The organism is Pseudolysinimonas sp. (assembly GCF_051954455.1).
GTDB lineage: Bacteria > Actinomycetota > Actinomycetes > Actinomycetales > Microbacteriaceae > Pseudolysinimonas.
Genome location: NZ_JBQCHS010000020.1, coordinates 59,572 through 85,957, shown reverse-complemented (window position 1 = coordinate 85,957; position 26,386 = coordinate 59,572). Strand labels below are relative to the sequence as shown.

Here is a 26,386-nt window from a genome sequence, read left to right as displayed (position 1 = left end):
GCCCGTCGAATCTAGACGGCGGAGACGACCGCCCCCGAGGTCGTCGGCGGTGCTCAGGCGGGGCGACCCCCACCCCGAACCGATACGGAAAGGCCCGGACGATCCATCCCCCGAGGATCGTCCGGGCCCTCTGCGTGCCGGCGCCGGCAGTGTCAGTCGTCGGCGGCGGTGAGCCGGTAGCCGACGCCGCGGACCGTCTCGATCCAGCGCGGGGTGCTCGAGCTCTCGCCGATCTTCTTGCGGAGGTTGCCCATGTGGACCTCGATGCCGCGCTTGTCGGCCTCGCTCACGAAGTGGCTGGTGACGTAGCTCTCCCCGCGGAGCAGCAGCGCGAGGTCGGCCTTGGTGCGGACGCGACGCCCCGACTGCATGAGGGCCGCGAGGAGATCGAACTCGGAGCGGGTCAGGGCGATCTCCTGATCGTCCGCCCGGACGACGCGCATCGGCAGGTTGAGCAGAAGGCCGTTGTGCTCGTGCCAGCCCTCGGCGGGGTTGCCGATCGAGGTCGGCGCCGGCTCGTTCGTCGAGGTCGCTGCGGCGAGCGGCTCGGCCTCCGTGGCGAGCGGTGTACCCGGCTGGACCGGCTCGCTGGGCGCCTGCGCCACCGTGCCGAGCGCGGGGGAGGCCGCCACCGGGGCCGCGTCGACGGGCGCCCCGAACGAGCGCGGACGCCGCAGCATCGCCTCGATTCGTGCGCGCAGCTCCCGCGGTCGGAACGGCTTGGTGATGTAGTCGTCGGCGCCGGCGTCGAGCCCCTGGAGGGTGTCGATCTCCTCGTCGAGCGCCGTCAGCATCACGATGTAGGTCGAGCTGAACGCGCGGATGCGCTTGGCGGTCTCGAAGCCGTCGATGCCCGGCATGTTGACATCGAGCGTCGTGACCGTGGGCTCGAACGTGCGCACCGCCTCGATGCCGTCGAGCCCGTTCGATCGGGCCACGACCTCGAAGCCGCCCTGCGTCAGGACGGTCTCCAGCAGATTGCGGATGTCGTCGTCGTCCTCGATCACCACGGCGACACGTCGGGTCTCGCGCTCGGCCATGTCACTTCCCTCCTGCGATGAGCGCCTTCGCGCCCTCGGGCCACCACTGTCCTGCGGGCGGGCCGCCGTTGCAGCTGCCGTCGCTCTCGCCGGGGTTCTTGATCCACAGCGTCGCATCCAGACGGGTGCCGTCCTCGACGACGCGCGGGCGGTCGCCCAGCCCGCGGCCCGGCGGGTTGCACCACGCCTGATCGCTGGTCGGGCCGTTGCCGTTGCGCGACGTGTCGATGACGTAGTGCGCGCCGCCGAGATCGGAGCTGACGGCGTCGTCGTAGGTGCGCTCGTCGTCGGTCGTCTCGAAGTTGGAGACGTTGCTCGCAAAACCCCGCACCTGGCCGACGCCCGCATCCCGCAGCAGCTGGGCCATGTCGCCGGGGGCGACCCACCCGGAGTGGCCGGCGTCGAGGTAGATCGTCGCGCCGGAACGCGCGAGGAGCCCCACCGCCGAACGCAGCTCGGCGACCCGCTGCTGGCGGTTGTCGCATTGGGTGCTCAGCGCGAGCGCGTCGGGCTCCAGGATCACGATGGTCTGGGCGGTGAGCGACCTGGCGATCGCTCCGACCCAGGCGCGGTAGTCGGCGTCGTCGGCCGAGCCGCCGGACGAATCCTGCGCCTGGCAGTCGCGCTGCGGCACGCCGTAGACCACGAGCACGGGCCACGCCCCGGAACGGCGCGCCTCGTCGACGAGGCCGCGGACGTAGCCGCCGATCTCGCTCGCGTCGTGCTGCTCGGGCGTCAGCCAGGTGGCGGCGGGCTCGTCGGCGATCGGTCGGAACTGGGGATCGTCGGCGGCGGCCTTCGCGGCGCTCGAGTCGGGGTTGGACCACAGCGTCGCACCGTCGAGCGGATTCGCCGTGGCGGGCCGCGGCGCGACCGCGGAGTAGACCGCGACGCCCGCGAGCCCGGCGAGGACGAGGGAGAGCACGGCGATCACGATGCCGACGCCCACGCGTCGTCCCGTGGTGGACGTCCCGCTCACCTCATCGCCCCTCTCGACGGTCGCTCGAGAAGTCTAGGGACGGGTGCCCGGGGAGTCGCGCCCCCGTTCGGGTCGGACGAGGACTCAGCTCCGGGTGTCGAGACGACCCGCGGCCTTCCAGGCGAGCGGCAGCAGCACGCCGGCGACCGCCGCCTTGATCGCGTCGCCGATCAGGAAGACGAGGAGCCCGTGCTGGATCGTGAATCCGAGGGCGTCCGGCTGGTGCAGCGACACCATCGAGGCGAAGAGCCACGGCAGGCCGAACGCGTACATGACGGCCGAGCCGGCGAGGAAGGCGACGACGGTGCCGTACCAGCGACGGTCCCAGCGGCGACGGGCCAGGAATCCGACGAGCGCGGCGGCGACGATGAAGCCGACGATGTAGCCCCCGGAGGGAAGCGCGACGAGGTCGCCGTGCGCACCGCCGGTGAAGATCGGGAGGCCGAGCGCTCCGAGCACCAGGTACAGCGCCATGGAGATGGCACCGCGCACCGGGCCGAGCACCGCTCCGACCAGCAGCACAGCGAAGGTCTGCCCCGTGATCGGGACCGGCCACAGCGGGATCGCGACCTGGGCGAGCACCGAGACCAATGCGGTCCCGGCGATCACCAGGATCGCGCTGCCGGCGAGGCTGCGCGGAAGCACACGGTCGGCGAGGACGAGGCGACGAGCGGGCACGGCGATGGTCATGTCGGTAGGCTAGCGGGCTGGGCACCGTCGGCCCGTCACCCTCCCCACCAAAGAATCGGAGTCCCTCTGTGCTCGCCGTGCACGACCTCGAGATCCGGGTCGGCGCACGCCTGCTCATGGAGGGCGTGAACTTCCGCGTCGACAAGGGCGACAAGGTGGGGCTCGTCGGCCGCAACGGCGCCGGCAAGACCACGCTCACGAAGTCACTCGCGGGGGAGGCGCAGCCGACCGGCGGCCGCATCGACCGCTCGGGCGAGATCGGCTACCTGCCGCAGGACCCGCGCTCCGGCGACCCGGAGATGCTGGCCCGCACCCGCATCCTCGACGCCCGCGGGCTCGGCACGATCATGCTCGAGATGGAGCGCGCCACGCTCGAGATGGCCTCCGCCGACGAGACGGCGAGCGCCCGCGCCATGCGGCGCTACGGCGACCTGCAGGACCGGTTCGCGGCGCTCGGCGGCTACGCGGCCGAGGCGGAGGCGGCGGTCATCGCGTCGAACCTCGCGCTGCCGGACCGCATCCTCGATCAGCCGCTCAAGACCCTCTCCGGTGGCCAGCGTCGTCGCATCGAACTCGCGCGCATCCTGTTCTCGGACGCCGACACCATGATCCTCGACGAGCCGACCAACCACCTCGACGCCGACTCGATCATCTGGCTGCGCGAGTTCCTCAAGGGCTATCAGGGCGGCGTGATCGTGATCAGCCACGACGTCGACCTCGTCGAGGAGGTCGTCAACAAGGTCTTCTACCTCGACGCCAACCGCCAGGTCATGGACGTCTACAACATGGGGTGGAAGCACTACCTTCGTCAGCGCGAGGCCGACGAGGAGCGCCGCAAGAAGGAGCGCGCCAACGCCGAGAAGAAGGCGACCGCCCTGCAGCTCCAGGCGGCGCGGTTCGGAGCCAAGGCCACGAAGGCGGCGGCCGCCCACCAGATGGTGGCGCGGGCGGAGAAGCTGCTCGCGGGGCTCGAGGAGGTGCGCGCCGTCGACCGGGTCGCGAAGCTCCGCTTCCCGGAGCCGGTCGCCTGCGGCCGCACGCCGCTCGCCGCCGACAACCTCTCGAAGTCGTACGGCTCGCTCGAGATCTTCACGGCGGTGGACCTCGCCATCGACCGCGGGTCGAAGGTCGTCGTGCTCGGGCTCAACGGAGCCGGCAAGACGACGCTGCTGCGGATCCTCGCGGGCGTCGACCGGCCCGACACCGGCGTGATCGAGGCGGGGCACGGGCTGCGCATCGGCTACTACGCGCAGGAGCACGAGACGATCGATGTGAACCGCTCGGTGATCCAGAACATGATGAGCTCCTCGCCGAACCTCACCGAGACGGAGGCCCGCAAGGTCCTCGGGTCGTTCCTGTTCACGGGCGACGACGGCCACAAGCCGGCCGGCGTGCTCTCCGGCGGCGAGAAGACCCGGCTCGCGCTGGCGATGATCGTCGTGTCGGGCGCGAACGTCCTGCTGCTCGACGAGCCGACCAACAACCTCGATCCCGCGTCCCGCGAGGAGATCCTCGGCGCATTGGCCGGATACACCGGCGCGGTCGTGCTCGTGTCGCACGACGAGGGCGCGGTCGAGGCGCTGAACCCGGAGCGGGTGCTCATCATGCCCGAGGGCACCGAGGACCACTGGAACCCGGACTACCTGGATCTGATCTCCGTCAGCTAGACCGCAGGTCGAGTAGCCGCGCAGCGGCGTATCGAGACCTCCCCGAGACGTCCGCGGTCTCGATACGGCCGCTCCGCGGCCTACTCGACCCGCTCCGCGTCGAGGACCGCGTCCTCGTAGTCGGCGTCGCTCGAGCGCCGGGCGCCCCGCTCGAGCGTCTCGCGCTGCTCCCGCGTCATCCCGCTCAGCCGCTTCTCGCGCCGGTACGCCCAGAACAGACCCACGAACGCGAGGATCCCGAACACGATCCACTGGATCGCGTAGGAGAGGAACGGCCCGGGATCGGCGACCGGCTTCGGCTCGATGATCGGCCGGGTCGCGGTGGCCGGATCCTCGGAGGTCATCGTGCCGTAGGCGCCCGTGTAGGCATCGCCGCCCACCTGCCGGTCGATCGTTCCGAGGTCGATGGAGGCGATCTGCCCGCGGGGCGACGTGCGGCCGGGGAGGTCGGGCTCGCCCTGCTGCAGCCGGGCGACCACGGTGACCTCGCCGCGCGGAGGAGCGGGGGCGGTCGGGAGGTTCGCATCCGGCGGGATCGGGAGCCAGCCCCGATCGACGACGAAGATGCGGCCGTCGGCGAGCCGGAGCGGCACGAGGACCTCGAATCCCGGGTTCGAGTTGCGCACCCGGTTGCGCACCAGCAGCTGCTCGTCGACGAGGTAGGTGCCGGTCATGACGACCTCGCGCCACTCGAGGTCGTGCCGCCAGGAGTCGCGAGCCGGGAGCAGCTCTCCGAGCGGCGCGGCCGGGCGGTCCCAGTTGATGGCGATGAGGTGGTTCTCGGCGATGCGCTCGGCGTTGCGCGACCACTGCCACCAGGAGAGGAAGCCGCACGCGATCGCGAAGACGATGACCAGGGCGATGTACCCGCCCCAGCGCCGGATGCCCTGCGGCACCTCCGCCTCGGCGCTGCGGTCGCCCGTCGCTGCGGCGCTCATGCCGGGTCGGGCACGACGTCGGCGACCACGTCGGCCGGTGTCACGACGACGGGGAAGCCGCGCGAGCCGAGATAGCCCTCGAGGTGGTCGCGATGGGCGTCGCACGCGAGCCACACCTTGACGCGGTCGGGGGTGTGCAGCCGGGGGTTGCGCCAGTTCACGCGCCAGGCGGCCCGCTCCCGGCATCCCGCCGCGGAGCACTGGACGGCGGCCTCGCCGCCGATCACGCGGCGTCCTGACGGTCCCCGCCCTGGCGCACGAGCGCTCCCGGGCGCTCCACCGGGCCGACAGGCCGGGCCCGGACGTTGTTGGCCACGACCACCGCGAAGTAGGGGAGGAAGATCGCGCCGATGGCGGGGAGGATCTTCCACCAGCCCGGCACGGGGACGAGCAGGATGATGCAGACGAGCCGGATCACCTGGGCGATCGCGTACTTGACCATCCGCACGTGGCGCTCGTGGTCGGGCGACGGCGGCAGGTTCGTGATCGCGACGGTCCTGGCCATGGGGTGCTGCCAGCCTACGCTCCGATCCCCGGCGGAGCCTGGCTAGGCTGGTCGACCGTGACCACGACTCCTCGCACCGCGCTCGTGACCGGCGGCAACCGCGGCATCGGCCGCGCGATCGCGACGGAGCTCGTCGCCCAGGGGCACCGCGTCGCGGTGACGGCGCGGTCCGGCGAGGGCCCGGAGGGCACCCTCACCGTGCGCGCGGACGTCACCGACGGCGCCTCGCTGGACGCCGCCTTCGCCGAGATCGAGGAGAAGCTCGGCCCGGTGGAGATCGTCGTCGCCAACGCGGGCGTGACCCGCGACGGCCTCCTGCTGCGGATGAGCGACGAGGACTTCGACACGGTCGTCGACACGAACCTCGGCGGCGCGTTCCGCGTGGTCAAGCGGGCCTCGAAGGCGATGCTGCGCGCGAAGTTCGGCCGCGTGATCCTCATCTCGAGCGTCGGCGGCATGCTCGGCAACGCGGGGCAGATCAACTACGCGGCCTCGAAGACCGGGATGATCGGCTTCGTGCGCTCGCTCACCCGCGAGCTCGGCTCCCGCAACATCACCGCGAACATCGTCGCCCCCGGCTTCATCGAGACGGACATGACCGCGGAGCTCGCCCCCGAGCAGCAGGAGGCGATGAAGAAGCAGATCCCGGCCGGCCGCTACGGCGCCGCGTCGGAGGTCGCGAAGGCGGTGGCCTGGCTCGCCTCCGACGACGCGGGCTACATCTCGGGCGCGATCCTGCCGGTCGACGGCGGGCTCGGGATGGGCAACTAGCCTCCGTCGCCGTCCAGCGCCCCCGCGTGCCAGGCGGTGACGAAGACCGTGGTGCCGTCGACGACGTCGAGCGGATCGGATGCCGCGTCGATCGGGCGCGCTCCAGTCGCGACCACGAGCTCCACGGTCGTCGACGCGGTCGGGTCGGCCGGCTCGGCGCCGGCGTCCCAGCCGAGGCTCGTGACCGCCATCCCGCCCGGCGCGAGGGTCACCGGGACGGCCCCCGGATCCTCGGCCATGAACGAGCGCCCCGGCGTCACCGTCGCTGCCGTCACCCGGTGCGCCGCACCCCGGAAGACGACGCCCGGGTAGCCCGTGAGCCTGCACACCCGGCCGGAGTCGTTGCGGATCTCGAGGTCGTATTCGCGGTGTCCCGTCGCGGCCCCGCCCCCGGTGCCGGCGAGCACGAGCCGATCCGCCGGGCAGTCCGTCGTCGCGAGGTCGTCGCCCGGCGTGGCCGACGCGGTCGAGGGCGACGCGGTCGCGGGCGCGCTCGGCGCTGCGGGCGACGCGGCCGCCCGGTGGTCGAGCGCGGCGTAGCGCAGCGGAGCGGCGACGGCCATCGACGCGACGAGCGCGGACACGAGCAGGGGCGCCGCGACGCCGAGAACCGTGCCCGGGATCCGACGGCTCGGGCCGTCCGCACTCCATCCGGCGACGAACGCGGGCGCCCACCCGACGAGCAGTCCCCATGCCTGCACGCCGAGCGAGCGTGCGACGTCCGCGACGGGGAAGGAGACGCCGAGCCGCGGACTCACTCCGAGCACCTGCCCCAGGCCCATCGCGAGGCCCACGACGAACGCGGCGAGCGGCACGGCGAGCCACACGACGGGCACCCGGATCGGTCCGCGCGCGAGCAGAGCGGCTCCCGTCACGAGCACGCCGAGAACGAGCGCGCCGATCACGACGACCGCGGCCTGTGCCGCGATCGGCAGAGCGGCGAGCTCGACGAGAGGGCCGGGGACGAGCACCTGAGCGATCCACCCGAGCGGTCGCGGGCCGATCGGCACCTGCGCGAGGAGCGCGGTCGCTGCCCAGAGGACGGCGGCGAGGAGGCCGGCGCCGATCGTCCGCGCGATCGACGGCCTCATGACCCGAGACTACCTCGGCTCACAGCGCTCAGCGCGCGGTGTCGCCCGCGGCGAGACGCCGGAGGTAGGGCTCCGGGTGATCGGCGAACCCGAGTTGGCGGTAGAGGGGCTCCGCGGCGGCGGTCGAGGTGAGGTCCACCTGACGGACGCCCTGGGCGTCGAACCAGTCGAGGACCCGCGTGACGACGGCGCGGGCGTGCCCGGCACGGCGGGCCTCCGGACGGGTCGCGACGCTCGACAGGTGCCCGACCCAGCCGATGGGGGAGCCGGGGCTCGGAGCGTGCCGCTGGCGCAGGCCGACGGCCACGGCGAGGAGGCGGTCGCCGTCGTCGGCGACGAAGGCGACGGTGTCGTCGCCCGCGAGTTCCGTCGCGAACCACGCGACCGCATCCCGCCACCAGACCTCGTCCGGCGAGGAGGTGCGGCCGGTGACCTCGTCGATCATGATCGCCCGGAGCTCGACGACCTCCGCCGCGTCGGCGGGCTCGGCTCGGCGGTAGACGACGCTCATCGCAGCCCCATGATCCCGAGCAGCCGCGAGAGGTCGCGCTCGTCGAGCAGCACGTGCGCGACGTCGCGCACCGGCGCCTTCGCATCGAAGCCGACCGAGAGACCGCAGAGCGCCATCATCGGCAGATCGTTGGCGCCGTCGCCGACGGCGAGCGTCTGCGCGAGGGGGAGCCCCGCCTCGTCCGCCCACTCCTGCAATGCGGCGGCCTTCGCCTCCGCATCGACGATCGGCGGGATCACCTCGCCCGTGAGGCGCCCGCCCGCGACCGCGAGGCGGTTCGCCCGCCAGCGGTCGAGCCCGAGCCGCTCCGCGAGGGGGTCGATGACCTCGTGGAATCCGCCGGACACCACGGCGACGCGCCCGCCGGCCGCGTGCACCCCCGCGATCATCTCGGGCACCCCGCGGGTGACCCGCACCCGGCCGCGCACGCGCTCGATCGCGGCGACGTCGAGGCCGGCGAGGGTCGCGACGCGCTCGCGCAGCGACTCGGCGAAGTCGAGCTCGCCGTTCATCGCCCGGAAGGTCACGTCGGCGACGGCGTCGAGCGATCCCGCCTCCTCGGCGAGGAGCTCGATGACCTCGTCCTCGATGAGCGTCGAGTCGACGTCGAGGACCACGAGGAAGCGCGCCATGGGCGGGGTGCGTTCCTCTCGGGCTATTCGACCAGGACGCCCTTGCCGACGACCGTGATGCCGCTGTCGGTCACCGTGAAGCCGCGGGCGAGGTCCGCGGCGCGGTCCACGCCGACGGTCGCGCCGGGGGCGACGGTGACGTCCTTGTCCAAGATAGCGCGGCGGACCACGGCCCCCTCGCCGATCGTCGAGCGCTCGAAGACCACGGCGTCGGTCACGCTCGCGCCGGAGGCCACCGACACCCAGGTCCCGAGGACGCTGCGCTCGAGGTGCGCGCCCGACACGACGCAGCCGAGCGAGACGATCGAGTCGATGACCTGGCCGAGCGCGCCCTTCGCGTCGCGCACGAACTTCGCCGGCGGCGAGTTGAGCTGCGCCGAGTAGATCGGCCAGGCCGTGTTGTAGAGGTTGAAGACCGGCAGCGCCGAGATCAGGTCCTGGTGGGCGTCGAAGAAGGAGTCGATGGTGCCCACGTCGCGCCAGTAGAAGCGGTCGCGATCCGTGGATCCCGGCACCTCGTTGCGGTTGAGGTCGTAGACCGCCGCCTCGCCCCGCGCCACGAAGTCGGGGATGATGTCGCCGCCCATGTCGTGGTTGGAGTCGGCCTTCAGCCCGTCGCGCTGCACGGCGTCGATGAGCACGTCCGCGTCGAACACGTAGTTGCCCATCGAGGCGAGGACCTCGCCGGGGGAGTCGGGGAGCGGCACCGGGTTCTGCGGCTTCTCGTGGAAGGCCTCGATGTGCCGCGGGTTGCCCTCGGAGACCTCGATGACCCCGAACTGGTCGGCGAGCGCGAGCGGCTGGCGGATCGCCGACACCGTGACGCCCTTTCCGGAGTCGATGTGCGCCTGGATCATCTGGCTGAAGTCCATGCGGTAGACGTGGTCGGCGCCGACCACGACGACGATGTCGGGCTTCTCGTCGCGCAGCAGGTTGAGGCTCTGCAGGATCGCGTCCGCCGATCCCGAGAACCAGCGCTTGCCGAGCCGCTGCTGCGCCGGCACCGAGGCGACGTACGATCCGAGCATGGCGGGCAGGCGCCAGGTCGTCGACACGTGCCGGTCGAGCGAGTGCGACTTGTACTGCGTGAGCACCACGATCTGCTGCAGCCCCGAGTTGACGAGGTTCGACAGCGCGAAGTCGATGAGCCGGTACGCCCCGCCGAACGGGACCGCGGGCTTCGCCCGGTCCGCCGTCAGCGGCATGAGACGCTTGCCCTCGCCGCCCGCCAGGACGATCCCGAAGATCTTCTTCGATGCCACGTCCACACCCTATTGCGCCCCCTTGGGATCAGCCGGGTCTGGACAGGGGGCGCGCCGGGGCTGTACTAGCGTCGGCACGTGCGCGTCGACATCCTCACCCGTGAGTACCCGCCCGAGGTCTACGGGGGCGCCGGCGTCCACGTGGCCGAGCTCGTCCAGGCCCTGCGGACCGACGTGGACGCCGTGGTCCGCTGTTTCGGCGCGCCGCGCGACGAGCCCCACACCTACGCCTACCTCGTGCCGCCGCAGCTGAGCGGCGCGAATCCGGCCCTCGCGACGCTCGGCGTCGACCTGCCGATGGCCCAGGACGTCGAAGGGGCCGACCTCGTGCACTCGCACACCTGGTACGCCAACGGGGCGGGCCACGTCGCCAAGCTCCTGCACGGGATCCCGCACATCGTCACGGCGCACAGCCTGGAGCCGCTGCGGCCGTGGAAGGCCGAGCAGCTCGGCGGCGGCTATCGGGTCTCGAGCTGGATCGAGAAGACCGCGTTCGAGGCCGCCGACGCCGTGATCGCGGTGAGTGCCGGGATGCGCGCCGACATCCTCCGCAGCTACCCGTCGATCGACCCGGCCCGCGTGCGCGTCGTGCACAACGGCATCGACCCGGTGCGCTGGCGCCGCCTCGAGGAGCCCGACACGGTGCGCGCGCTCGGCGTCGACCCCGACCGTCCGAGCGTCGTCTTCGTGGGACGGATCACGCGACAGAAGGGCCTGCCATACCTGCTGCGCGCCGCCGCATCGCTGCCGCCGGACGTGCAGCTCGTGCTCTGCGCCGGCGCCCCCGACACGCCCGAGATCCTCGCCGAGGTCACGGCGGGCGTCGAGGCGCTCCAGGCCACCCGGTCCGGTGTCGTCTGGATCGACCGTATGCTGCAGCAGCGCGAGCTCGCGGCCCTGCTGTCGGCCGCCACGGTCTTCGTCTGCCCGTCGATCTACGAGCCCCTCGGCATCGTCAACCTCGAGGCCATGGCGTGCGGCGCCCCGGTGGTCGGGACCGCGACCGGCGGCATCCCCGAGGTCGTCGCCGAGGGGATCACCGGCCGGCTGGTGCCGATCGAGCAGGCCTCGGACGGCACCGGGACGCCCACCGCCCCCGACCGGTTCGTGGCCGACCTCGCGGACCGCCTCAACCAGGTGCTCGCCGATCCGACGGCCGCGCGGCTCATGGGGGAGGCCGGCCGCCGCCGCGCCGAGACCGAGTTCAGCTGGTCGACGATCGCGCACAAGACGCGCGCGATCTACAACGCCGTCCTCGGGTCCGCGGGGGCGCCGAGCGCCTAGGCTGGCTGGATCATGCCCCCGGTGCTCCACCTCCAGGACCTGTCCGTCGTCCGCGACGGCACGCCCATCCTCGACGGCGTCACGTGGGAGGTGCAGCCGGAGGACCGTTGGGTCGTACTCGGCCCGAACGGGGCCGGCAAGACCACGATGCTGCAGGTCGTCTCGGCGAACATGCACCCGAGCTCCGGCACCGCGACCATCCTCGGCGAGGAGCTCGGGTCGGTCGACGTCTTCGAGCTGCGGCCGCGCATCGGCTTCGCCTCGACCGCGCTGGCGCGGCGGATCCCGCCCGAGGAGGTCGTGCTCGACGTCGTCATGACGGCCGCCTACTCGGTCACGGGGCGCTGGAACGAGCAGTACGAGGACGTCGACGAGCGCCGCGCCCGCCGCGTGCTGGGCGAGTGGCGCCTCGAGCACCTCGCGAACCGGCGCTTCGGCACGCTGAGCGACGGCGAGCAGAAGCGCGTGCAGATCGCCCGATCGGTCATGACCGACCCCGAGCTGCTGCTGCTGGACGAGCCGGCCGCCTCCCTCGACCTCGGGGCGCGCGAGGAGCTGCTGCAGCTGCTCGGCGCGTACGCGAGCTCGCCCGAGAGCCCGGCCATGATCATGGTGACCCACCACGTCGAGGAGATCCCGCCCGGCTTCACGCACGCGCTGCTGCTCGCGCACGGGCGCGTGCAGGCCGCCGGCCCGATCGCCGAGGTCGTCACAGAGCAGCGGTTGAGCGAGACGTTCGGCCTCGACCTCGTCGTCGCGACGAGCGAGGACGGCCGCTTCTCGGCTCGCGCGCGTTCGTAGTAGACTCGTTCCTTGGCCGTTCGGCCGCGAGCTTTCCGTCATCCATTCCGAGGTACCGCCATGAAGTCCGAGACCCACCCCGAGTACAACCCGATCGTCTTCCGTGACCTGGCGAGCGGTGAGACCTTCCTCACGCGCTCGACCGCGACGAGCGACAAGACCATCGAGCTCGACGGCACGACCTATCCGGTCATCGACGTCGAGATCTCGTCGGCGTCGCACCCGTTCTACACGGGCAAGCAGCGCATCCTCGACAGCGCCGGCCGCGTGGAGAAGTTCAACTCGCGCTACAAGGGCTTCGGCAAGTAAGCACCACAGCAGACGTGAAAGCGGGCGGTTCCTCCGGGAGCCGCCCGCTTTCGCATGCGGAGACGCAGCGGGCGGCTAGAAGAGACCGCCGCCGGATGCCGACTCGCGGCGCTCCTGCCACAGCGGGAGCAGCTGCTCGCTGCTGAGCGGGGCGAGGGGGACGTCCACCTCGGCGGAGTCGATCCAGAGGATCTCGTCGATCTCCGCCTGTGCGGCGACCTCCTGGTCGGTCACGAGCGCGAACACCGCCGCCGACACCAGGGTGTCGGGCTCGTTCGCGGCCTCGGCGCGGAAGATGCCGAGGTATTCGACCTTGTCGGGGTCGAGCTCGAGGCCGAGCTCCTCGCGCAGCTCGCGCGTCAGCGTCTCGACGGCGGATTCGCCCGGCTCGACCTTGCCGCCCGGCTGCATGAACCTCTCGGTCCCGCGCTTGCGGACGAGGAGTGCGCGGCCGGCCGGATCGGTGACGATCGCCGCGGCGAGCCGCAGCACCGTCGTCACTCGGGGCGCATCGGACGGCGTCGCCGGCGCAGGATCGGGCTCCGCCGCCGGGACGGGCTCGGGTTCGACGTCCGGCTCCGCCTTCTCCTCGATGGAATCCGCTTCGTCGACGCTCGGCTCGGGTGTCTCCTCACCCTCGACATCCGGCTCGACACGGCCTCCGAAGTCGACGTCGATCTCGTCCTCGATCGACAGCGCCCCCACCAGATCCGCGAGCGGCACCGACGGCGCCTGCCGGGGAGACGCGCCCGATCGCCGTAGGTCCTCGGCTTGCGGAACAGCCTCGGCTTGCGGGAGTGCCCGATTCTGGATTTCGGAGAAATCCAGAATCGGCACCCGGCCGGGCTGCGGCGGCAGCGGAGGGATCGGCTGCGTGTCGACGAACGTGTTGGGATCGCCCACCGGGCGGACCGGCCACGATCGGTCGGCGACGTAGCGCTCCCGACCCGGCTTGGTGCGGACGTACTCCTCGAAGTTCGCCGCCTGCTCGACGTACCAGATCTCCTGGCGGCCGTGCAGGTCGGCGACGCTCAGGTCGAGGTCCTCGGGGTAGCGCCGCGCGAGCGCCTGCGCGACCCGTCCGGCGCAGATGGCGTCGGCAGCCGCGTCGTGCGCGCCGTCGAGTTCGACGCCGTACACCTCGGCCGTCGCCTCGAGGATGCGCTTGCCCTTGCGATAGCGGTCGAGCGCCTTGTCGATGACGAGCGGGTCGATGACGGGCGCCGGCTCCGCGATCGGCGGCAGCCCGTGCCGCCGGCACTCCCGGTCGAGCAGGGTGAGGTCGTAGGGCGCGTTGTAGACCACGAGCGGAACGCCCTGTGCGAGCAGCACCCGGATGGTCTGGGCGATCTCGCCGATCGCCGCCTCGGCCCGACGTCCCTCGCTCCGCGCCCGCTCCGTGGTGATGCCGTGGACGGCGCTGGCCGCCTCCGGCACCTCGACCCCCGGGTCGAGCAGCCAGTCCCATCGCGCCGTCGGGCCGCCGTCGGCGTCGAGCACCGCGATGCACGCCGACACGATCCGCGCCGTGTCGGTGTCGACGCCGGTGGTCTCGAGGTCGAAGACGCCGAGGGGGCCGTCCCAGGTACTCACCAGGTCAGGCTAGGGTCGGCCCCCGTCCGAGTCCGGGAGGCGCACCGCGAACAGCTCGGTCCGCGCCACGACGCGATCGCGTTCCTCCGTACGCGCGGCGCGCTCCGGATCGGCCAGGTAGCCGTCGAGCGCCGACCGGCTGGAGAACTCGAAGACCTGGACCTCGTGCGGCGTGTCGTCCGCGCCATCGCCGAGCTCCCGGGTCACGACGCGACCGCCGTGGACGGGCACCCGGGACAGCACCGCGTCCTCGTAGGCGTGCAGGCCGTCCTCCTCCCCGGCCGCGGCCCACAGGAGGCAGCAGAGTCGCAGGGGCTCGCTGCTCATCAGCGCGGCGGCTGGTAGCGCTGCGTGCCGACGTGCAGCCAGTAGAAGCTCTGCGTCGCGAGTGTCAGCGTGAGGTAGCCCTCGTCGTCGACGACGGGGAAGTCGCCGCCGCCGAAGAGGTCGTAGACGGGCGCACCCCGGTCCTCGTCCGGGAGCTTGATGCGGGCGGAGGCCGGGTTGTGCGAGAACGAGAACACGCACAGGATCCGCTCGGGGGCGTCGCCGAACTGCTGGCCCGATCCCTCGTAGTCGCGCACGAAGGCGAGCACCGACTCATGGTCGGTCTCCAGCACCTCGATGGAACCGAGGCCGAACGTGGGATGGGCCTTCCGCACGTGGATGACGTTGCGCACCCAGTGCAGCAGGGACCGCGACTGGGCGAGCTGCGCCTCCACGTTGATCTGGTTGTAGTGGTAGACGAGCGACTGGACGACCGGCAGGTAGAGCTTGCCGGGGTCGGCGCTCGAGAAGCCGGCGTTGCGGTCCGGCGTCCACTGCATCGGCGTGCGGGAGGCGTCGCGGTCGGGGAGCCAGATGTTGTCGCCCATGCCGATCTCGTCGCCGTAGTACAGGAACGGGGAGCCGGGCAGCGAGAACAGGAGCGCGTGCGCGAGCTCCAGCTCCGCGCGCGAGTTGTCGAGGAGCGGCGCGAGGCGACGCCGGATGCCGACGTTGGAGCGCATCCGCGGGTCGTAGGCGTACCAGCCGTACATCGCCTGCCGGTACTCCTCGCTCACCATCTCGAGCGTGAGCTCGTCGTGGTTGCGCAGGAACACGCCCCACGCGGCGCCCTCCGGCACGTCCTGGGTCTCGGAGAGCACGCGCTTCAGCTCGGCGGCGGACTGCGAGCGCAGCGAGTAGAAGATGCGCGGCATGACCGGGAAGTCGAACGCCATGTGGCACTCGGGCTCCTCCTCGGTGCCGAAGTACTCCGCGACCTCGGCGGGCCACTGGTTCGCCTCGGCCACGAGCATGCGGCCCGGGTACTCGCGGTCGACCATCGCCCGCAGCTCCCGGATGAAGACGTGCGTGGGCGGCTCCGACTCGCTGTTGCCCTCCTCCGACTCGTAGAGGTAGGGGATCGCGTCGAGCCGCAGGCCGTCGACACCCATGTCGAGCCAGAACCGCACGACGTCGAACATCGCCTCGTGCACGGCCGGGTTCTCGAAGTTGAGGTCGGGCTGGTGGGAGAAGAAGCGGTGCCAGAAGAACTGGCGGCGGACCGGATCGAAGGTCCAGTTGGACTCCTCGTAGTCGGTGAAGATGATGCGCGCGTTCTGGTACTTCTCGTCGGTGTCGCTCCAGACGTAGAAGTCGCCGTACGGGCCCTCCGGGTCGGAACGGGACTGCTGGAACCACTCGTGCTGGTCGCTCGTGTGGTTCATCACGATGTCGATGACGATGCGCATGTTGCGCTCGTGGGCCTTCGTGACGAGCTCGCGGAACTCCTCGAGCGTGCCGAACTCGGGGAGGATCCCCTTGTAGTCGGCGACGTCGTAGCCGCCGTCGCGCAGCGGGCTCGTGTAGATCGGCGGGATCCACAGGGCGTCGATGCCGAGCCACTGCAGGTAGTCGAGCTTCGAGATCAGCCCGCCGAGGTCACCGGTGCCGTCGCCGTTCGAGTCGACGAACGAGCGCACCATGACCTCGTAGAACACGGACCGGCGGTACCACCGCGGGTCCAGGGCCAGACCGGGCAACGTGATGGGGGCCGTGAAGGTCACGATCCAACCCTAGAACCGGGGGTCGGGGCGGATCGGACGATGTCCAGCGATCCTCCATCATCGACGGCTCCTAGACTTCGGGGGATGCCTCGACCCGCCCCGCACGCCGCCGAGCTGGCGGCACTGCCGCTGCGCACCGGCGAGGTCGCGATCCTCGGCAGCACGACCCGGTACTGGGACTACGGCCCGCGGGATGCGACCCGCACGCTCGTCCTGTGCCACGGCTACCGCGGCGACCACCACGGCCTCGAGCCCGTCGTCGCTCGGCTCCCCGGAGTGCGGATCGTGAGCCCCGACCTCCCCGGCTTCGGCGAGTCGACGCCGATGACGGAGCAGCCGCATTCGATCGACGGCTACGCGCGCTGGTTCGCGGCGTTCGTGCGGGCGCTGGGGCTGGAGGACGCGGTCGTCCTCGGCCACTCGTTCGGCTCGATCGTCACCACGCACGCGGTCGCGGCGGGCCTCACGCCGCCCGCGCTCATCCTCGTCAACCCGATCGCGAGCGATCCCGCCGAGGTCGGCGGCGTCGGCGTCACGAAGCTCTACTACGGGCTGGCACGCCGCCTGCCCGAGCGGCTCGGCCGCGCGCTCCTCGCCTCGCCGCTCATCGTCGCGGTCATGTCGCGCACGCTCGTGAAGACGCCCGACCGCGAGCTGCGGAAGTGGATCCACGAGGAGCACGGCCGCTACTTCAGCCGCTTCAGCGACGTGCGCACCGTGGCGGAGGGGTTCGACGCGTCGCTCAGCGCGCAGGTCGGCGACGCGGCCGACGCGGTCGGGGTGCCGACGCTCCTCATCGCGGGCGACGACGACATGATCGCGCCGGCCGCGGGCGCGCGGGAGACCGTGGGCCGGTTCCGCGACGGACGCCTCGTCGTGCTCCCGGGGGTCGGTCATCTCGTCCACTACGAGGCCGCCGAGGGGGCGGCCGATGCGATCACCGCCTTCCTCGACGAGGTGCTGACGTGAAGATCGTCGCCGACTGCCGCTACGTCCGCACCGACCACCACGACGGCATCAGCCGCTACAGCTCCCGGATCACGGAGGCGCTCGGGCGGGCGGCCGCAGCGCGCGGGCACCGGGTGACGATGCTCATCAGCGACGAGCGACAGCTGAAGCTGCTGCCCGACATGCCGTGGGCGATCGGCCCGTCGCCGACGTCCGCGGGGGAGCCGTGGGTCGCCCGCCGCATCAACCGGCTGGGCGCCGACGTCGTGTTCACCCCGATGCAGACGATGGGCACCCTCGCCCGCCGCCGCTACAAGCTCGTGAAGACGCTCCACGACCTGATCTACTACCGGCACCGGACGCCGCCGCGCGACCTGCCCGGCTTCGTCCGCGTGCTGTGGCGGCTCTACCACCTGGCCTGGTGGCCGCAACGCGCGCTGCTCAACCGCGCCGACGCCGTCGCGACCGTGTCGCACACCACCGAGCAGCTGATCGCGGCGCACCGCCTGACCCGGCGTCCCGTGGTCGTCGTCTCGAACGCGGCCGACCCCGCGCCCGAGGGGACGCCGCTCGACCGGCCGGCCCCCGATCCCGCCGCGGACGACGGCCGCGACCTCGTCTACATGGGGTCGTTCATGCCGTACAAGAACGTCGAGACCTTGGCCCGCGCCCTGCACGAGCTGCCGGGCTACCGGCTGCACCTGCTGTCGCGGATCACGCCCGCGGCCCGCGCCCGCTTCGAGGAGCTCGCCCCGCCCGGGTCGCTGGTCGTGCACGACGGAACGAGCGAGGAGGAGTACCGCGCGCTGCTGCTCCGCGCGCGGGCGCTCGTGACCGCGTCGAAGGACGAGGGCTTCGGACTGCCGCTGGTCGAGGCGATGGTGCTCGGCACGCCCATCGTCGTGAGCGACATCCCGATCTTCCGCGAGATCGGCGGCGACGCCGCGCTCTACGCGGGCGCCGACGACGCGGCCGGGTTCGCGGCGGCGGTGCGCCGGCTCGAGGATCCCGCGGAGTGGCGTGCGCGGTCCGCGGCGGCGGTCGCGCAGGCCGCGCACTTCGACTGGGATCGCTCGGCGATGGCCCTGCTCGGGATGCTGGAGTCGCTGGCGGGTTAGCCGCCCCGCCGCGACACGCTCCGAGTCGCTTCCGTCACACCGGTGACAAATGACGGTGCGGACATCGGCATCGCGCCGAGAATGGCGACGTCCCCGGCCGAAGTCGCCCTCGACCTCGCGGGATATCCGTCATTCGTACCGCGGGCGGCGAGCGCGGTGCGGCGAGTCAGGAGACCGGCAGGACCTCCGCGCCCGTCAGCCGGGCGAGCTCCGCGGGCGCGATCGCGAACACGGACGTCGCCGTGCCGGCGGCGGCCCACACCTCGGGCAGCGCGAGGAGCGTCTCGTCCATGACGGTGCGGATCGGCGCCGGGAATCCGAGCGGCGGCACCCCGCCGATCGAGTAGCCGGTCGCCGACTTCACCAGCGCGGCATCGGCCTTGCCGATCACGACGCCGAGGCGGGAGCCGAGCGCGGCGGTGTCGACGCGGTTCGGGCCGGAGACCAGGGCCAGCAGGGGTGCGCCGTCGGCCGTGAAGACGAGGCTCTTGACGATCGCGGCGACGTCGCATCCGACGGCGGTGGCCGCCTCCGCGGCGGTGTGCGTCGACTCGGCGAACTCACGCACCTCACTGTCGAGCCCGAGCGCGGCGGCGGCCGCGCGGAACCGGTCCAGCCCGCTCACACCCGGTGCTCCCGCGCCTCGATCGCGTTCTGCTCGTCGAGCGAGGAGCCGAGCGGGTCGTCGAACGCGACGAGCTCGAGCGCGTCTCCGACCAGCTCGAAGCTGTGGACCGAGCCGTTCGTGATCGGGCCGTACTCGGTGGCCGGATCGACGCGGTCCAGCACCGAACGGATCGCGCCGCCGTGGCTGACGACGATGAGGAGCGCGTCCGGGCGGGAGCGGGCGAGCTCCACCAGGGCCGGGACCACGCGGTCCGCGACGTCGTGACGGCTCTCGCGTCCGGGCACCGCCGTCCCGTCCGGGTAGCGCCGCTCGACCTCGAGCCAGTCGAGCCCCTCCGCCTCGCCGTAGTCGCGCTCGACGAGGCGGTGCAGGAGCTCCGGGCCGCCGAGGCCGACCTCGCGGCCGATGATCTCCGCGGTCTCCCGGGCGCGCGACAGCGGGCTCGCGTAGATGCCGTCCCAGCCGCCCAGCGCGGCGAAGCGGTGGCCGGTCATGAGCGCCTGCTCGCGTCCGGTCGTGTTCAGCGGGATGTCGGTGCGGCCCTGGATGCGGCGCTGCCGGTTCCAGTCGGTCTCGCCGTGGCGCACGAGGTAGAGGCGGGTCACCCCGCCAGCATGTCAGGCCGCCGGCCTCGCGTCAGACGAGCCGCCGGCGCAGCGCAGTCAGCACCTCGGATGTGCCGGCGTCGATCTTGAGGTTCGCGCGCGGGTCTCCCTTGGTGGCGCCGCGGTTCACGATCACGATCGGCATGCGCCGCTTGACCGCCTGGTCGAGCAGCCGGATCCCGGAGTTGACCGCGAGCGACGACCCGGCGATCACCATCCCCTCGGCACGGCGCACGAGCGCGGCCGCCTCCGCGAACTTCTCCTTCGGCACGAACTCCCCGAAGAACACGACCTCGGGCTTCAGCACCCCGCCGCAGTTCGTGCAGTCGGGCACCGTCATCGCGTCGTAGGAGTCGATGTCGACGTCGCCGTCCGGGTTCAGCCGCACACCGTCCGGCGACGCGAGCCACGGGTTGTCGCGGGTGAGGCGGTCGGCGACGCCCGTGCGCGAGAAGATCTGGCCGCAGCGGAGGCACCGCACGCGATCCATCGAGCCGTGGATATCGACCACGCGCCGCGACCCGGCGCGCAGGTGCAACCCGTCGACGTTCTGGGTGACGACGCCGTCGGCGACGCCCGCGAGCTCCAGATCGGCGATCGCGCGGTGCCCCGCATTCGGCGCGGCGGCGGAGAAGTGCCGCCAGCCGAGGTGGCTGCCCGCCCAGTAGCGCTGCCGCGCCACCGGATCGGCGAGGAAGCGGTCGATCGTCATCGGCGTGCGCACGGGGGCCCCCTCGCCGCGGTAGTCCGGGATCCCGGAGTCGGTGCTGACGCCCGCACCGGTCAGGATCACCAGCCGACGTCCCGCCAAAAGCCGGGCGGCTTCGTCGACGAGGGGTGCGACGGCGGGATCGAGCCGCGGCCCCGTCTCCATCGTCACGCCCATGCGCACCTCCCGACCTTCCCACGAGGGTAAACGCCGGGGATTTCGGATATGTTTCCGGACTCGTGCACGTCGTCCCCATCACCGACCCCGGCGACCCCTCGCTCCGCGACTACCGGGACCTCACCGACGTGGTCCTGCGCCGGCTCGCGGAGCCCGAGGGCGGCCTCTACCTCGCGGAGTCGGTGAAGGTCATCGAGCGCGCCCTCCGCGCCGGTCACCGGCCGCGCTCCGCCCTCGTGCTGCCGAAGTGGGTCGACGAGGTGGGTGCGCTGCTCGCGGACTCCGACATCCCGGTCTACGTGGGGGAGTCGGACGTGCTCGAGTCGATCACCGGCTTCGTGATGCACCGCGGCGCCCTCGCGTCGATGCACCGGCCCGAGCTGCCGTCCGTCGCGTCGCTCCTCCAGGGCGCCCGGCGGATCGTCGTGCTCGAGGACATCGTCGACCACACCAACGTGGGAGCGATCTTCCGCAACGGCGCGGCGCTCGGCGTCGACGCGGTGCTCGTCACGCCGCGCTGCGCCGATCCGCTCTACCGCCGCAGCGTGCGGGTGTCGATGGGCACGGTGTTCCAGGTGCCGTGGACGCGGATCGAGGACTGGGAGGGATCGGGCCTCGATCTGGTGCGCTCGCTCGGCTTCCGCGTCGCCGCCTTCGGGCTCCGCGACGACGCGATCCCGCTCGACGCCTACGCGGCGAGCGCGCCGGAGCGCCTCGCGCTGGTGTTCGGCACCGAGGGCGAGGGGTTGCTGCCGAGCACGATGGCGGCGGCGGACGACGTCGTGATGATCCCGATGAGCGGCGGAGTCGACTCGCTCAACGTCGCCTCGGCCACCGGGATCGCGATCTGGGCGACACGGCCCTGAGGTCGCCCGGCGGGGTGCGCAGCGTCTCCGCCGGCCCGACCCGTTAGCCTCTCGGGGTGCCGACGCCCGCGACCTACCGCCGCCGCCGCGTCACGGCGCTCCTCGTGATCCTCGTGGTCGTCGTCGCCGGACTCTACGGCGCCCTGACCCTGCTGGCGCCCGTGAAGAGCGTCGCGGCATCCGTCGCCGCACCCGCGATCCCCGCCACCGCGGCACCGGCGGTCACCTGGCCGGGCTACGGGGCGAGCGCGGTCGGAGCCGTCGGCTTCCCCGCGGCGACGGCGGCATCGGGCCGGACCGATGCCGTTCCGATGGCGAGCATCAGCAAGGTCGTCACCGCGCTCGTCGTGCTCGGCGCCAAGCCGCTGAAGGCGGGGGAGGCGGGGCCGGGCATCACCATGACCGCCGCCGACGTCGCGCTCTACAGCCACTACCTCGCCCTCAACGGCGACGTGGTGACGGTGCGGGCGGGCTACACGTTCAGCGAGCTCGACCTGCTGAAGCTCGCGCTCATCAAGTCGGCGAACAACTACGCGGGCAGCCTCGCGAACTGGGCGTTCGGATCCACCGACGCGTTCGCCGCCGCCGCGACGGCGTGGCTGGCCAAGAACGGCCTCACCGGGATCCACGTGGTCGAGCCGACCGGCATCGACCCACGGAACGTCGGCACCGCCTCCGACCTCGTGAAGCTCGGCGAGCTCGCACTGCAGAACCCGGTCATCGCGCCGATCGTCGCGAGCACGACCGGCGATGCGCCGAACGTGGGCGGATTCGCGAACACCAACAACCTCCTCGGCAAGGACGGCGTCGACGGGATCAAGACGGGAACCCTCGACGGCTGGGGGGCCAACCTCCTGTTCTCGAGCGACCACCGCGTCGGCGGCACCACGGTCACGATCGTGGGCGTCGTGCTCGGGGGACGGGACCACGCCACGATCGACGCCGACATCCGCACCCTCATCGGCACCGTGCTGGCCGGGTTCCACCCCGTGACCCTCGCCGAGAAGGGCCAGGCGTTCGGCAGCTACGCGACGGCGTGGGGCGACACCGCGAAGCTCGTCGCCGCGAAGAAGGTGGCGACGGTCGTGTGGGGGGCGACATCGGTCGCACCGCAGGTGACGGCGCGGCCGGTCGCGACGGCAGCACGCGGGGCGACCGTCGGCACCGTGTCGTTCACGATCGGCGGCACCACGCTCAGCACCCCGCTCGAGCTGTCGCGCCGGATCGACGACCCGGGCTGGGGATGGCGGCTCGGGCATCCGCAGGTCGTGTTCGGCGGCGTCTGACCCCCGAGCGCGTCGGCGGGGCGGTCAGCGGACGGAGCCGAGCCCCGGACGCTTCGGCTGGACGCCGTCACCCGACGAGCGACCGGTCAGCCGGCGACCGATCCAGGGGACGAAGTACTCCCGGGCCCAGTCGATGTTCTCGCGCGACGCCCGTCGCCAGGTGACCGCCGGCAGCGGCTCGGGCTTGAAGGGCTCGAGCGAGTTGGGCACCTCGAGGGTGTCGAGGACCATGCGGGCGATGGTGTGGTGGCCGACCGGGGAGAAGTGCAGCCGGTCCGGCGCCCACATGCGGGGATCGCGGAGCTCGGACAACTTCCAGAGGTCGGCGACGCGCGCGCCGTAGCGGCTCGCGAGCGCGCGCACGTTCTCGTTGTAGATCGCCGCCTTGCCGCGCACGAGTCCGAGCACGGCGGTGCGACCGGGATCCGGGCCGGTGAACACGACGACGGTCGCCCCGTCAGAGACGAGCCGCCGAAGACCCGCCTCGTACCGCCGCGTGATCGCGTCCGGGTCGCTGCCGGGACGGATGACGTCGTTGCCGCCGGCGGAGATGGTGATCAGGTCGGGCTTCAGCTCGAGAGCCGCATCCACCTGCTCCGCGAGGATCTGGTCGAGCAGCCGGCCGCGGATCGCGAGGTTGGCGTAGGCGAAGCCCTGCGGGCCGCCCTCCGCCGTCTCGGCGAGCACCTCCGCGACGCGGTCCGCCCAGCCCCGCGAGCCGCCCGGAACCGCCGGCTCGGGATCGCCGATGCCCTCGGTGAAGGAGTCGCCGATCGCGACGTACCGGGTCCACGGGTGAGCTGCCGTCACGGCTTCGAGCATAGGTCGGAGGCGCCTGCGACCATGGGGGAGTGAGCAAGCAGGACGGGCGCGGGAGGCAGGTGTCGGCCGAGCCGGTCGACGACCTGACCGCCACGATCCTGCACGTCGACATGGACGCCTTCTACGCCTCCGTGGAGCTGCTCCAGCGGCCGGATCTCGTCGGCCGCCCGGTCATCGTCGGGCACGCCAGCCGGCGCTCGGTGGTCACCGCGGCCACCTACGAGGCGCGGAAGTACGGGGTCAACTCGGCCATGTCGATGGCGCTCGCGCTGCAGCGGTGCCCGCAGGCGGTGATCCTCGAGCCGCACTTCGACGACTACTCCCGGTACTCCCGGATCGTGATGCGGTTGCTCGGGGAGTTCACGCCCCGGGTCGAGCCGCTCTCGATCGACGAGGCGTTCCTCGACGTCGCCGGGGCGCTGCGGCTGTACGGCACCCCGTGGGAGATCGGCACGCGCATCCGCGCCCGGATCTTCGAGGAGACCGGGCTGCGGGCGTCGGTCGGGGCGGCGGCGACCAAGTACGTCGCCAAGCTGTCGTCGGGGCTCGCCAAGCCGAACGGGCTGCTCGTGGTGCCGCGCGACAGGACGATCGAGACGCTGCATCCGCTCCCGGTGTCGGCACTGTGGGGCGTGGGTCCGAAGTCGGCGGAGCAGCTCGAGCGGCTGGGGCTCCGCACGGTCGGGGAGGTGGCCGCGGTACCGCTCGACGCGCTCGCGCGGGCGGTCGGGCCGACCAATGCGGCGCGGCTGCAGGACCTCGCCTGGGGGCGCGACCCGCGGTCCGTGGAGGACCACCGGGTCGAGAAGAGCATCGGTCACGAGCTCACCTTCGAGCACGACCTGACGGATCGGACCGAGATCCACCGCGAGCTGCTGCGGCTCTCCGACGCCGTCGGTGCGCGCCTCCGCCGCGCGGGCGTGCAGGCGCGCACGGTCGCGCTCAAGCTGCGCTTCTCCGACTTCACGACCGTCTCCCGCTCGCGCACGCTCGCGGAGCCGACGGACCTCGGGCGCCGGCTCTACGAGGAGGCGCGCGCCCTGTACGACGCCGCCTCCGAGAACGGGCGGCCGGTGCGGCTCCTCGGGGTGCGCGGCGAGCAGCTGACCGGCGCGGTCGCCGCGCTCGCGCTGTGGGATGACGACGCGGCCTGGCGCGAGGCGGAGACGACGGTGGACGCGGTGGCGTCGCGGTTCGGGGCGGGCGCGATCGGGCCGGCCGCGCTCCTCGGACGGGCGCCGGCGCGCCGCATCGGCGCGGACGGCGACGACTGAGGCACCTGCTCGACCACCGAGGTCGGCGGGATCGCCTACCCTCGAACACGCGATGACTGACGCTCCTGCCTTCCGCGCGACCGCGGCGGCTGAGCACCTCTCGCCGGCCTTCCCGGAGCGCGCCGCGCGTGGCACGGCCGGCGCCCTCCGCGCCTGGCAGCAGGAGGCCCTCGACCGCTATCTCGCGGCCGACCGCAAGGACTTCCTGGTCTCGGCGACCCCCGGCGCCGGCAAGACCACCTTCGCACTCCGGATCGCGAGCGAGCTCCTGCAGCGGCGCGTCGTCGACCGCATCACCGTCGTCGCGCCGACCGAGCACCTCAAGATCCAGTGGGCGGAGGCGGCCCACCGGGCCGGCATCCGGCTCGACCCGAAGTTCAGCAACCGGCACGTGCGCGAGGCCCGGCACTACCACGGGGTCGTCGTGACCTACGCGCAGGTCGCCGTGAAGGCCTCGGTGCACCGGGAGCTGACCGGCTGGCGGCGCACCCTCGTGATCCTCGACGAGGTGCACCACGGGGGCGACGCGCTGAGCTGGGGCGACGCGATCCGCGAGGCGTTCGACCCCGCGACGCGGCGGCTGTCGCTCACCGGGACGCCCTTCCGCAGCGACACCGCGCCGATCCCGTTCGTGCGGTACCTGCGCGACGAGCGCGGGGTGCGCGTCTCGCAGACCGACTACGCCTACGGCTACGGGCACGCGCTGAAGGACGGCGTGGTCCGCCCGGTGATCTTCCTCAGCTACGCCGGATCGATGCGCTGGCGCACGCGCCAGGGCGAGGAGATGTCGGCGGCGCTCGGGCAGGGCGACACCAAGGACGTGACCGCGCAGGCCTGGCGGGCCGCCCTCGACCCGTCGGGGGACTGGATCCCCGCGGTGCTCGCGGCGGCCGACCGGCGGCTCAGCGAGGTGCGGCAGGCCGTCCCCGACGCCGGCGGCCTGGTGATCGCGACCGATCAGACAACCGCGCGCGCCTACGCCGCGATCCTCACCGAGCTCACCGGGGCCGCGCCGACCGTCGTGCTGAGCGACGAGAAGGCGTCGAGCGAACGGATCGCGGAGTTCGCTGCGAGCGACGCGCGCTGGATGGTCGCGGTGCGGATGGTGTCGGAGGGGGTCGACGTGCCGCGGCTCGCGGTCGGCGTCTACGCCACGAGTGCCGCCACCCCGCTCTACTTCGCCCAGGCGATCGGCCGATTCGTGCGGGCGCGGCGCCGCGGCGAGCTCGCGTCGATCTTCCTGCCGAGCGTGCCGATCCTGCTCGCGCTCGCCTCCGCGCTCGAGCTGGAGCGCGATCACGCCCTCGACCGCGAACGCGACGGCGACGAGCTGCTCGACGACGAGCTGATGGAGGCCGCCGAGCAGGGGGAGTCGGCCAGCGCCGATCTGCTCGAGGAGGGCACCTGGACGGCGCTCGGCTCGATCGCGACGTTCGAGAAGGTGCTCTACGACGGCGTCGAGTTCGGGCAGCTCGCCGAGCCCGGCAGCGACGAGGAGTGGGACTTCATCGGCCTCCCCGGCATCCTCGAGCCGGAGCAGGTCAGCGAGCTGCTCAAGGCCCGGCAGGTCCGGCAGGCGCGCCGGACCGCCGGGAGGCCCATCGCGGAGGAGGCCCCGCCGCCGCTGCACCGCACCCTCTCGGAGCAGCGCCAGCTGCTGAACCGCCTCGTCTCCATCCGGGCGCGCAACACGGGGCAGACCCACGCGTTCGTGCACGCGGAGGTGCGGCGGGTGAACGGCGGGCCGGAGGTCGCGCGCGCGTCGGTCGCGCAGCTGCAGAAGCGCATCGACTGGCTGAAGGCGCGGGTCTGAGCGCGGCCGCGGCCGA

Annotated in this window: 28 protein-coding genes; 11 read left to right on the top strand and 17 right to left on the bottom strand. The window is 72.4% G+C overall.

The annotated features are described in order from the left end of the window. Positions 1-152: 152 nt before the first annotated feature. From ACTHM3_RS09595 to ACTHM3_RS09585, 3 genes are all read right to left on the bottom strand, one after another. On the bottom strand, positions 153-1,040 hold the full coding sequence (locus tag ACTHM3_RS09595; RefSeq protein WP_440405867.1) for a response regulator transcription factor: 888 nt from the start codon (positions 1,038-1,040) through the stop codon (positions 153-155). 1 nt (position 1,041) lies between these two features. Next, positions 1,042-2,019 (bottom strand): glycoside hydrolase family 6 protein, encoded by a 978-nt coding sequence (locus ACTHM3_RS09590; RefSeq protein ID WP_440405866.1) that lies wholly within the window; start codon positions 2,017-2,019, stop codon positions 1,042-1,044. Positions 2,020-2,103: 84 nt separating this feature from the next. Further along, positions 2,104-2,709 (bottom strand): biotin transporter BioY, encoded by a 606-nt coding sequence (locus tag ACTHM3_RS09585; RefSeq protein ID WP_440405865.1) that lies wholly within the window; start codon positions 2,707-2,709, stop codon positions 2,104-2,106. A gap of 68 nt (positions 2,710-2,777) precedes the next feature. Here ACTHM3_RS09585 and ACTHM3_RS09580 point away from each other — a divergent pair, with 68 nt between their 5' ends. Further along, the gene (locus tag ACTHM3_RS09580) at positions 2,778-4,376 is read left to right on the top strand and encodes an ABC-F family ATP-binding cassette domain-containing protein (protein ID WP_440405864.1); all 1,599 of its coding nucleotides are present in this window, start codon (positions 2,778-2,780) and stop codon (positions 4,374-4,376) included. 80 nt (positions 4,377-4,456) lie between these two features. On the opposite strand, the gene ACTHM3_RS09575 is transcribed toward ACTHM3_RS09580, so the two are convergent. The 3 genes from ACTHM3_RS09575 to ACTHM3_RS09565 are packed head-to-tail and all read right to left on the bottom strand — an operon-like array spanning position 4,457 to position 5,819. After that, positions 4,457-5,314 carry an SURF1 family cytochrome oxidase biogenesis protein gene (locus tag ACTHM3_RS09575; protein ID WP_440405863.1) on the bottom strand — a complete coding sequence of 286 codons (858 nt, stop codon included), beginning with the start codon at positions 5,312-5,314 and terminating at the stop codon, positions 4,457-4,459. Then, positions 5,311-5,538 carry a hypothetical protein gene (locus tag ACTHM3_RS09570; RefSeq protein ID WP_440405929.1) on the bottom strand — a complete coding sequence of 76 codons (228 nt, stop codon included), beginning with the start codon at positions 5,536-5,538 and terminating at the stop codon, positions 5,311-5,313. The genes ACTHM3_RS09575 and ACTHM3_RS09570 overlap by 4 nt, the downstream gene beginning before the upstream one ends. Next, positions 5,538-5,819 carry a DUF3099 domain-containing protein gene (locus tag ACTHM3_RS09565; protein WP_440405862.1) on the bottom strand — a complete coding sequence of 94 codons (282 nt, stop codon included), beginning with the start codon at positions 5,817-5,819 and terminating at the stop codon, positions 5,538-5,540. The genes ACTHM3_RS09570 and ACTHM3_RS09565 overlap by 1 nt, the downstream gene beginning before the upstream one ends. Positions 5,820-5,876: 57 nt before the next feature. Between ACTHM3_RS09565 and fabG the strand changes: the two genes are divergently transcribed. After that, complete coding sequence (fabG, locus tag ACTHM3_RS09560; protein WP_440405861.1) at positions 5,877-6,590, top strand: 3-oxoacyl-ACP reductase FabG; 714 nt, start codon at positions 5,877-5,879, stop codon at positions 6,588-6,590. On the opposite strand, the gene ACTHM3_RS09555 is transcribed toward fabG, so the two are convergent. The 4 genes from ACTHM3_RS09555 to ACTHM3_RS09540 are packed head-to-tail and all read right to left on the bottom strand — an operon-like array spanning position 6,587 to position 10,086. After that, a complete protein-coding gene (locus ACTHM3_RS09555) occupies positions 6,587-7,681 on the bottom strand; it encodes a DUF4232 domain-containing protein (protein ID WP_440405860.1) in 1,095 nt (364 codons plus the stop codon). The genes fabG and ACTHM3_RS09555 overlap by 4 nt on opposite strands. Before the next feature lie 28 nt (positions 7,682-7,709). Continuing rightward, positions 7,710-8,192: a GNAT family N-acetyltransferase gene (locus ACTHM3_RS09550; RefSeq protein WP_440405859.1), complete on the bottom strand. Its 483-nt coding sequence runs from the start codon at positions 8,190-8,192 to the stop codon at positions 7,710-7,712. Continuing rightward, positions 8,189-8,824 (bottom strand): phosphoserine phosphatase SerB, encoded by a 636-nt coding sequence (gene serB, locus ACTHM3_RS09545; RefSeq protein WP_440405858.1) that lies wholly within the window; start codon positions 8,822-8,824, stop codon positions 8,189-8,191. The genes ACTHM3_RS09550 and serB overlap by 4 nt, the downstream gene beginning before the upstream one ends. A gap of 23 nt (positions 8,825-8,847) precedes the next feature. Beyond that, entirely contained in the window at positions 8,848-10,086 is a 1,239-nt protein-coding gene (locus tag ACTHM3_RS09540; RefSeq protein ID WP_440405857.1) for a glucose-1-phosphate adenylyltransferase, read from the bottom strand. A gap of 78 nt (positions 10,087-10,164) precedes the next feature. Between ACTHM3_RS09540 and glgA the strand changes: the two genes are divergently transcribed. From glgA to ACTHM3_RS09525, 3 genes are read left to right on the top strand one after another with little or no spacing between them, the layout of a single operon-like run. Beyond that, positions 10,165-11,370 (top strand): glycogen synthase, encoded by a 1,206-nt coding sequence (gene glgA, locus ACTHM3_RS09535; RefSeq protein WP_440405856.1) that lies wholly within the window; start codon positions 10,165-10,167, stop codon positions 11,368-11,370. A 12-nt stretch (positions 11,371-11,382) separates the two neighbouring features. Continuing rightward, entirely contained in the window at positions 11,383-12,171 is a 789-nt protein-coding gene (locus tag ACTHM3_RS09530) for an ABC transporter ATP-binding protein (protein WP_440405855.1), read from the top strand. Positions 12,172-12,231: 60 nt separating this feature from the next. Continuing rightward, positions 12,232-12,480 (top strand): type B 50S ribosomal protein L31, encoded by a 249-nt coding sequence (locus tag ACTHM3_RS09525; RefSeq protein WP_440405854.1) that lies wholly within the window; start codon positions 12,232-12,234, stop codon positions 12,478-12,480. A gap of 75 nt (positions 12,481-12,555) precedes the next feature. Here ACTHM3_RS09525 and ACTHM3_RS09520 read toward each other — a convergent pair whose 3' ends face one another. The 3 genes from ACTHM3_RS09520 to treS are packed head-to-tail and all read right to left on the bottom strand — an operon-like array spanning position 12,556 to position 16,124. Next, positions 12,556-14,073, bottom strand: a complete 1,518-nt coding sequence (locus ACTHM3_RS09520; RefSeq protein WP_440405853.1) for an exonuclease domain-containing protein — start codon at positions 14,071-14,073, stop codon at positions 12,556-12,558. Positions 14,074-14,082: 9 nt separating this feature from the next. Continuing rightward, positions 14,083-14,400 (bottom strand): hypothetical protein, encoded by a 318-nt coding sequence (locus tag ACTHM3_RS09515; RefSeq protein WP_440405852.1) that lies wholly within the window; start codon positions 14,398-14,400, stop codon positions 14,083-14,085. Next, positions 14,400-16,124: a maltose alpha-D-glucosyltransferase gene (gene treS / locus ACTHM3_RS09510; RefSeq protein WP_440405851.1), complete on the bottom strand. Its 1,725-nt coding sequence runs from the start codon at positions 16,122-16,124 to the stop codon at positions 14,400-14,402. The genes ACTHM3_RS09515 and treS overlap by 1 nt, the downstream gene beginning before the upstream one ends. An 84-nt stretch (positions 16,125-16,208) precedes the next feature. On the opposite strand from treS, the gene ACTHM3_RS09505 reads away from it, so the two are divergent. Both ACTHM3_RS09505 and ACTHM3_RS09500 read left to right on the top strand, forming a co-directional pair. Next, positions 16,209-17,093, top strand: a complete 885-nt coding sequence (locus tag ACTHM3_RS09505) for an alpha/beta fold hydrolase (protein WP_440405850.1) — start codon at positions 16,209-16,211, stop codon at positions 17,091-17,093. After that, positions 17,090-18,190, top strand: coding sequence for a glycosyltransferase (locus tag ACTHM3_RS09500; RefSeq protein WP_440405849.1), 1,101 nt, complete (start codon positions 17,090-17,092; stop codon positions 18,188-18,190). The genes ACTHM3_RS09505 and ACTHM3_RS09500 overlap by 4 nt, the downstream gene beginning before the upstream one ends. Before the next feature lie 166 nt (positions 18,191-18,356). On the opposite strand, the gene ACTHM3_RS09495 is transcribed toward ACTHM3_RS09500, so the two are convergent. The 3 genes from ACTHM3_RS09495 to ACTHM3_RS09485 are packed head-to-tail and all read right to left on the bottom strand — an operon-like array spanning position 18,357 to position 20,309. Further along, positions 18,357-18,815 carry a YbaK/EbsC family protein gene (locus ACTHM3_RS09495; RefSeq protein ID WP_440405848.1) on the bottom strand — a complete coding sequence of 153 codons (459 nt, stop codon included), beginning with the start codon at positions 18,813-18,815 and terminating at the stop codon, positions 18,357-18,359. Continuing rightward, on the bottom strand, positions 18,812-19,423 hold the full coding sequence (locus ACTHM3_RS09490; protein ID WP_440405847.1) for a histidine phosphatase family protein: 612 nt from the start codon (positions 19,421-19,423) through the stop codon (positions 18,812-18,814). Before ACTHM3_RS09490 ends, ACTHM3_RS09495 begins: the two co-directional genes overlap by 4 nt. Before the next feature lie 31 nt (positions 19,424-19,454). Further along, positions 19,455-20,309 (bottom strand): Sir2 family NAD-dependent protein deacetylase, encoded by an 855-nt coding sequence (locus ACTHM3_RS09485; protein WP_440405846.1) that lies wholly within the window; start codon positions 20,307-20,309, stop codon positions 19,455-19,457. 62 nt (positions 20,310-20,371) lie between these two features. Between ACTHM3_RS09485 and ACTHM3_RS09480 the strand changes: the two genes are divergently transcribed. Together ACTHM3_RS09480 and ACTHM3_RS09475 are read left to right on the top strand one after the other, a co-directional pair. Then, a complete protein-coding gene (locus ACTHM3_RS09480; RefSeq protein ID WP_440405845.1) occupies positions 20,372-21,175 on the top strand; it encodes a TrmH family RNA methyltransferase in 804 nt (267 codons plus the stop codon). 56 nt (positions 21,176-21,231) lie between these two features. After that, the gene (locus tag ACTHM3_RS09475) at positions 21,232-22,461 is read left to right on the top strand and encodes a D-alanyl-D-alanine carboxypeptidase family protein (RefSeq protein WP_440405844.1); all 1,230 of its coding nucleotides are present in this window, start codon (positions 21,232-21,234) and stop codon (positions 22,459-22,461) included. Between the two features lie 24 nt (positions 22,462-22,485). Here ACTHM3_RS09475 and ACTHM3_RS09470 read toward each other — a convergent pair whose 3' ends face one another. Next, complete coding sequence (locus ACTHM3_RS09470; RefSeq protein WP_440405843.1) at positions 22,486-23,271, bottom strand: SGNH/GDSL hydrolase family protein; 786 nt, start codon at positions 23,269-23,271, stop codon at positions 22,486-22,488. Positions 23,272-23,312: 41 nt separating this feature from the next. Here ACTHM3_RS09470 and dinB point away from each other — a divergent pair, with 41 nt between their 5' ends. Both dinB and ACTHM3_RS09460 read left to right on the top strand, forming a co-directional pair. Next, positions 23,313-24,557, top strand: a complete 1,245-nt coding sequence (gene dinB / locus ACTHM3_RS09465; protein WP_440405842.1) for a DNA polymerase IV — start codon at positions 23,313-23,315, stop codon at positions 24,555-24,557. A 52-nt stretch (positions 24,558-24,609) separates the two neighbouring features. Continuing rightward, complete coding sequence (locus ACTHM3_RS09460) at positions 24,610-26,370, top strand: DEAD/DEAH box helicase (RefSeq protein ID WP_440405841.1); 1,761 nt, start codon at positions 24,610-24,612, stop codon at positions 26,368-26,370. The last annotated feature ends 16 nt before the right edge of the window (positions 26,371-26,386 follow it).

Excerpts from the sequence above, each read along its gene's own strand:
- ACTHM3_RS09595 (WP_440405867.1), bottom strand. The coding sequence starts at position 1,040 with ATGGCCGAGCGCGAGACCCGACGTGTCGCCGTGGTGATCGAGGACGAC.
- ACTHM3_RS09585 (WP_440405865.1), bottom strand. The coding sequence starts at position 2,709 with ATGACCATCGCCGTGCCCGCTCGTCGCCTCGTCCTCGCCGACCGTGTG.
- ACTHM3_RS09575 (WP_440405863.1), bottom strand. The coding sequence starts at position 5,314 with ATGAGCGCCGCAGCGACGGGCGACCGCAGCGCCGAGGCGGAGGTGCCG.
- ACTHM3_RS09565 (WP_440405862.1), bottom strand. The coding sequence starts at position 5,819 with ATGGCCAGGACCGTCGCGATCACGAACCTGCCGCCGTCGCCCGACCAC.
- ACTHM3_RS09555 (WP_440405860.1), bottom strand. The coding sequence starts at position 7,681 with ATGAGGCCGTCGATCGCGCGGACGATCGGCGCCGGCCTCCTCGCCGCC.
- ACTHM3_RS09550 (WP_440405859.1), bottom strand. The coding sequence starts at position 8,192 with ATGAGCGTCGTCTACCGCCGAGCCGAGCCCGCCGACGCGGCGGAGGTC.
- serB (WP_440405858.1), bottom strand. The coding sequence starts at position 8,824 with ATGGCGCGCTTCCTCGTGGTCCTCGACGTCGACTCGACGCTCATCGAG.
- ACTHM3_RS09530 (WP_440405855.1), top strand. The coding sequence starts at position 11,383 with ATGCCCCCGGTGCTCCACCTCCAGGACCTGTCCGTCGTCCGCGACGGC.
- ACTHM3_RS09525 (WP_440405854.1), top strand. The coding sequence starts at position 12,232 with ATGAAGTCCGAGACCCACCCCGAGTACAACCCGATCGTCTTCCGTGAC.
- ACTHM3_RS09515 (WP_440405852.1), bottom strand. The coding sequence starts at position 14,400 with ATGAGCAGCGAGCCCCTGCGACTCTGCTGCCTCCTGTGGGCCGCGGCC.
- ACTHM3_RS09505 (WP_440405850.1), top strand. The coding sequence starts at position 16,209 with ATGCCTCGACCCGCCCCGCACGCCGCCGAGCTGGCGGCACTGCCGCTG.
- ACTHM3_RS09485 (WP_440405846.1), bottom strand. The coding sequence starts at position 20,309 with ATGGGCGTGACGATGGAGACGGGGCCGCGGCTCGATCCCGCCGTCGCA.
- ACTHM3_RS09460 (WP_440405841.1), top strand. The coding sequence starts at position 24,610 with ATGACTGACGCTCCTGCCTTCCGCGCGACCGCGGCGGCTGAGCACCTC.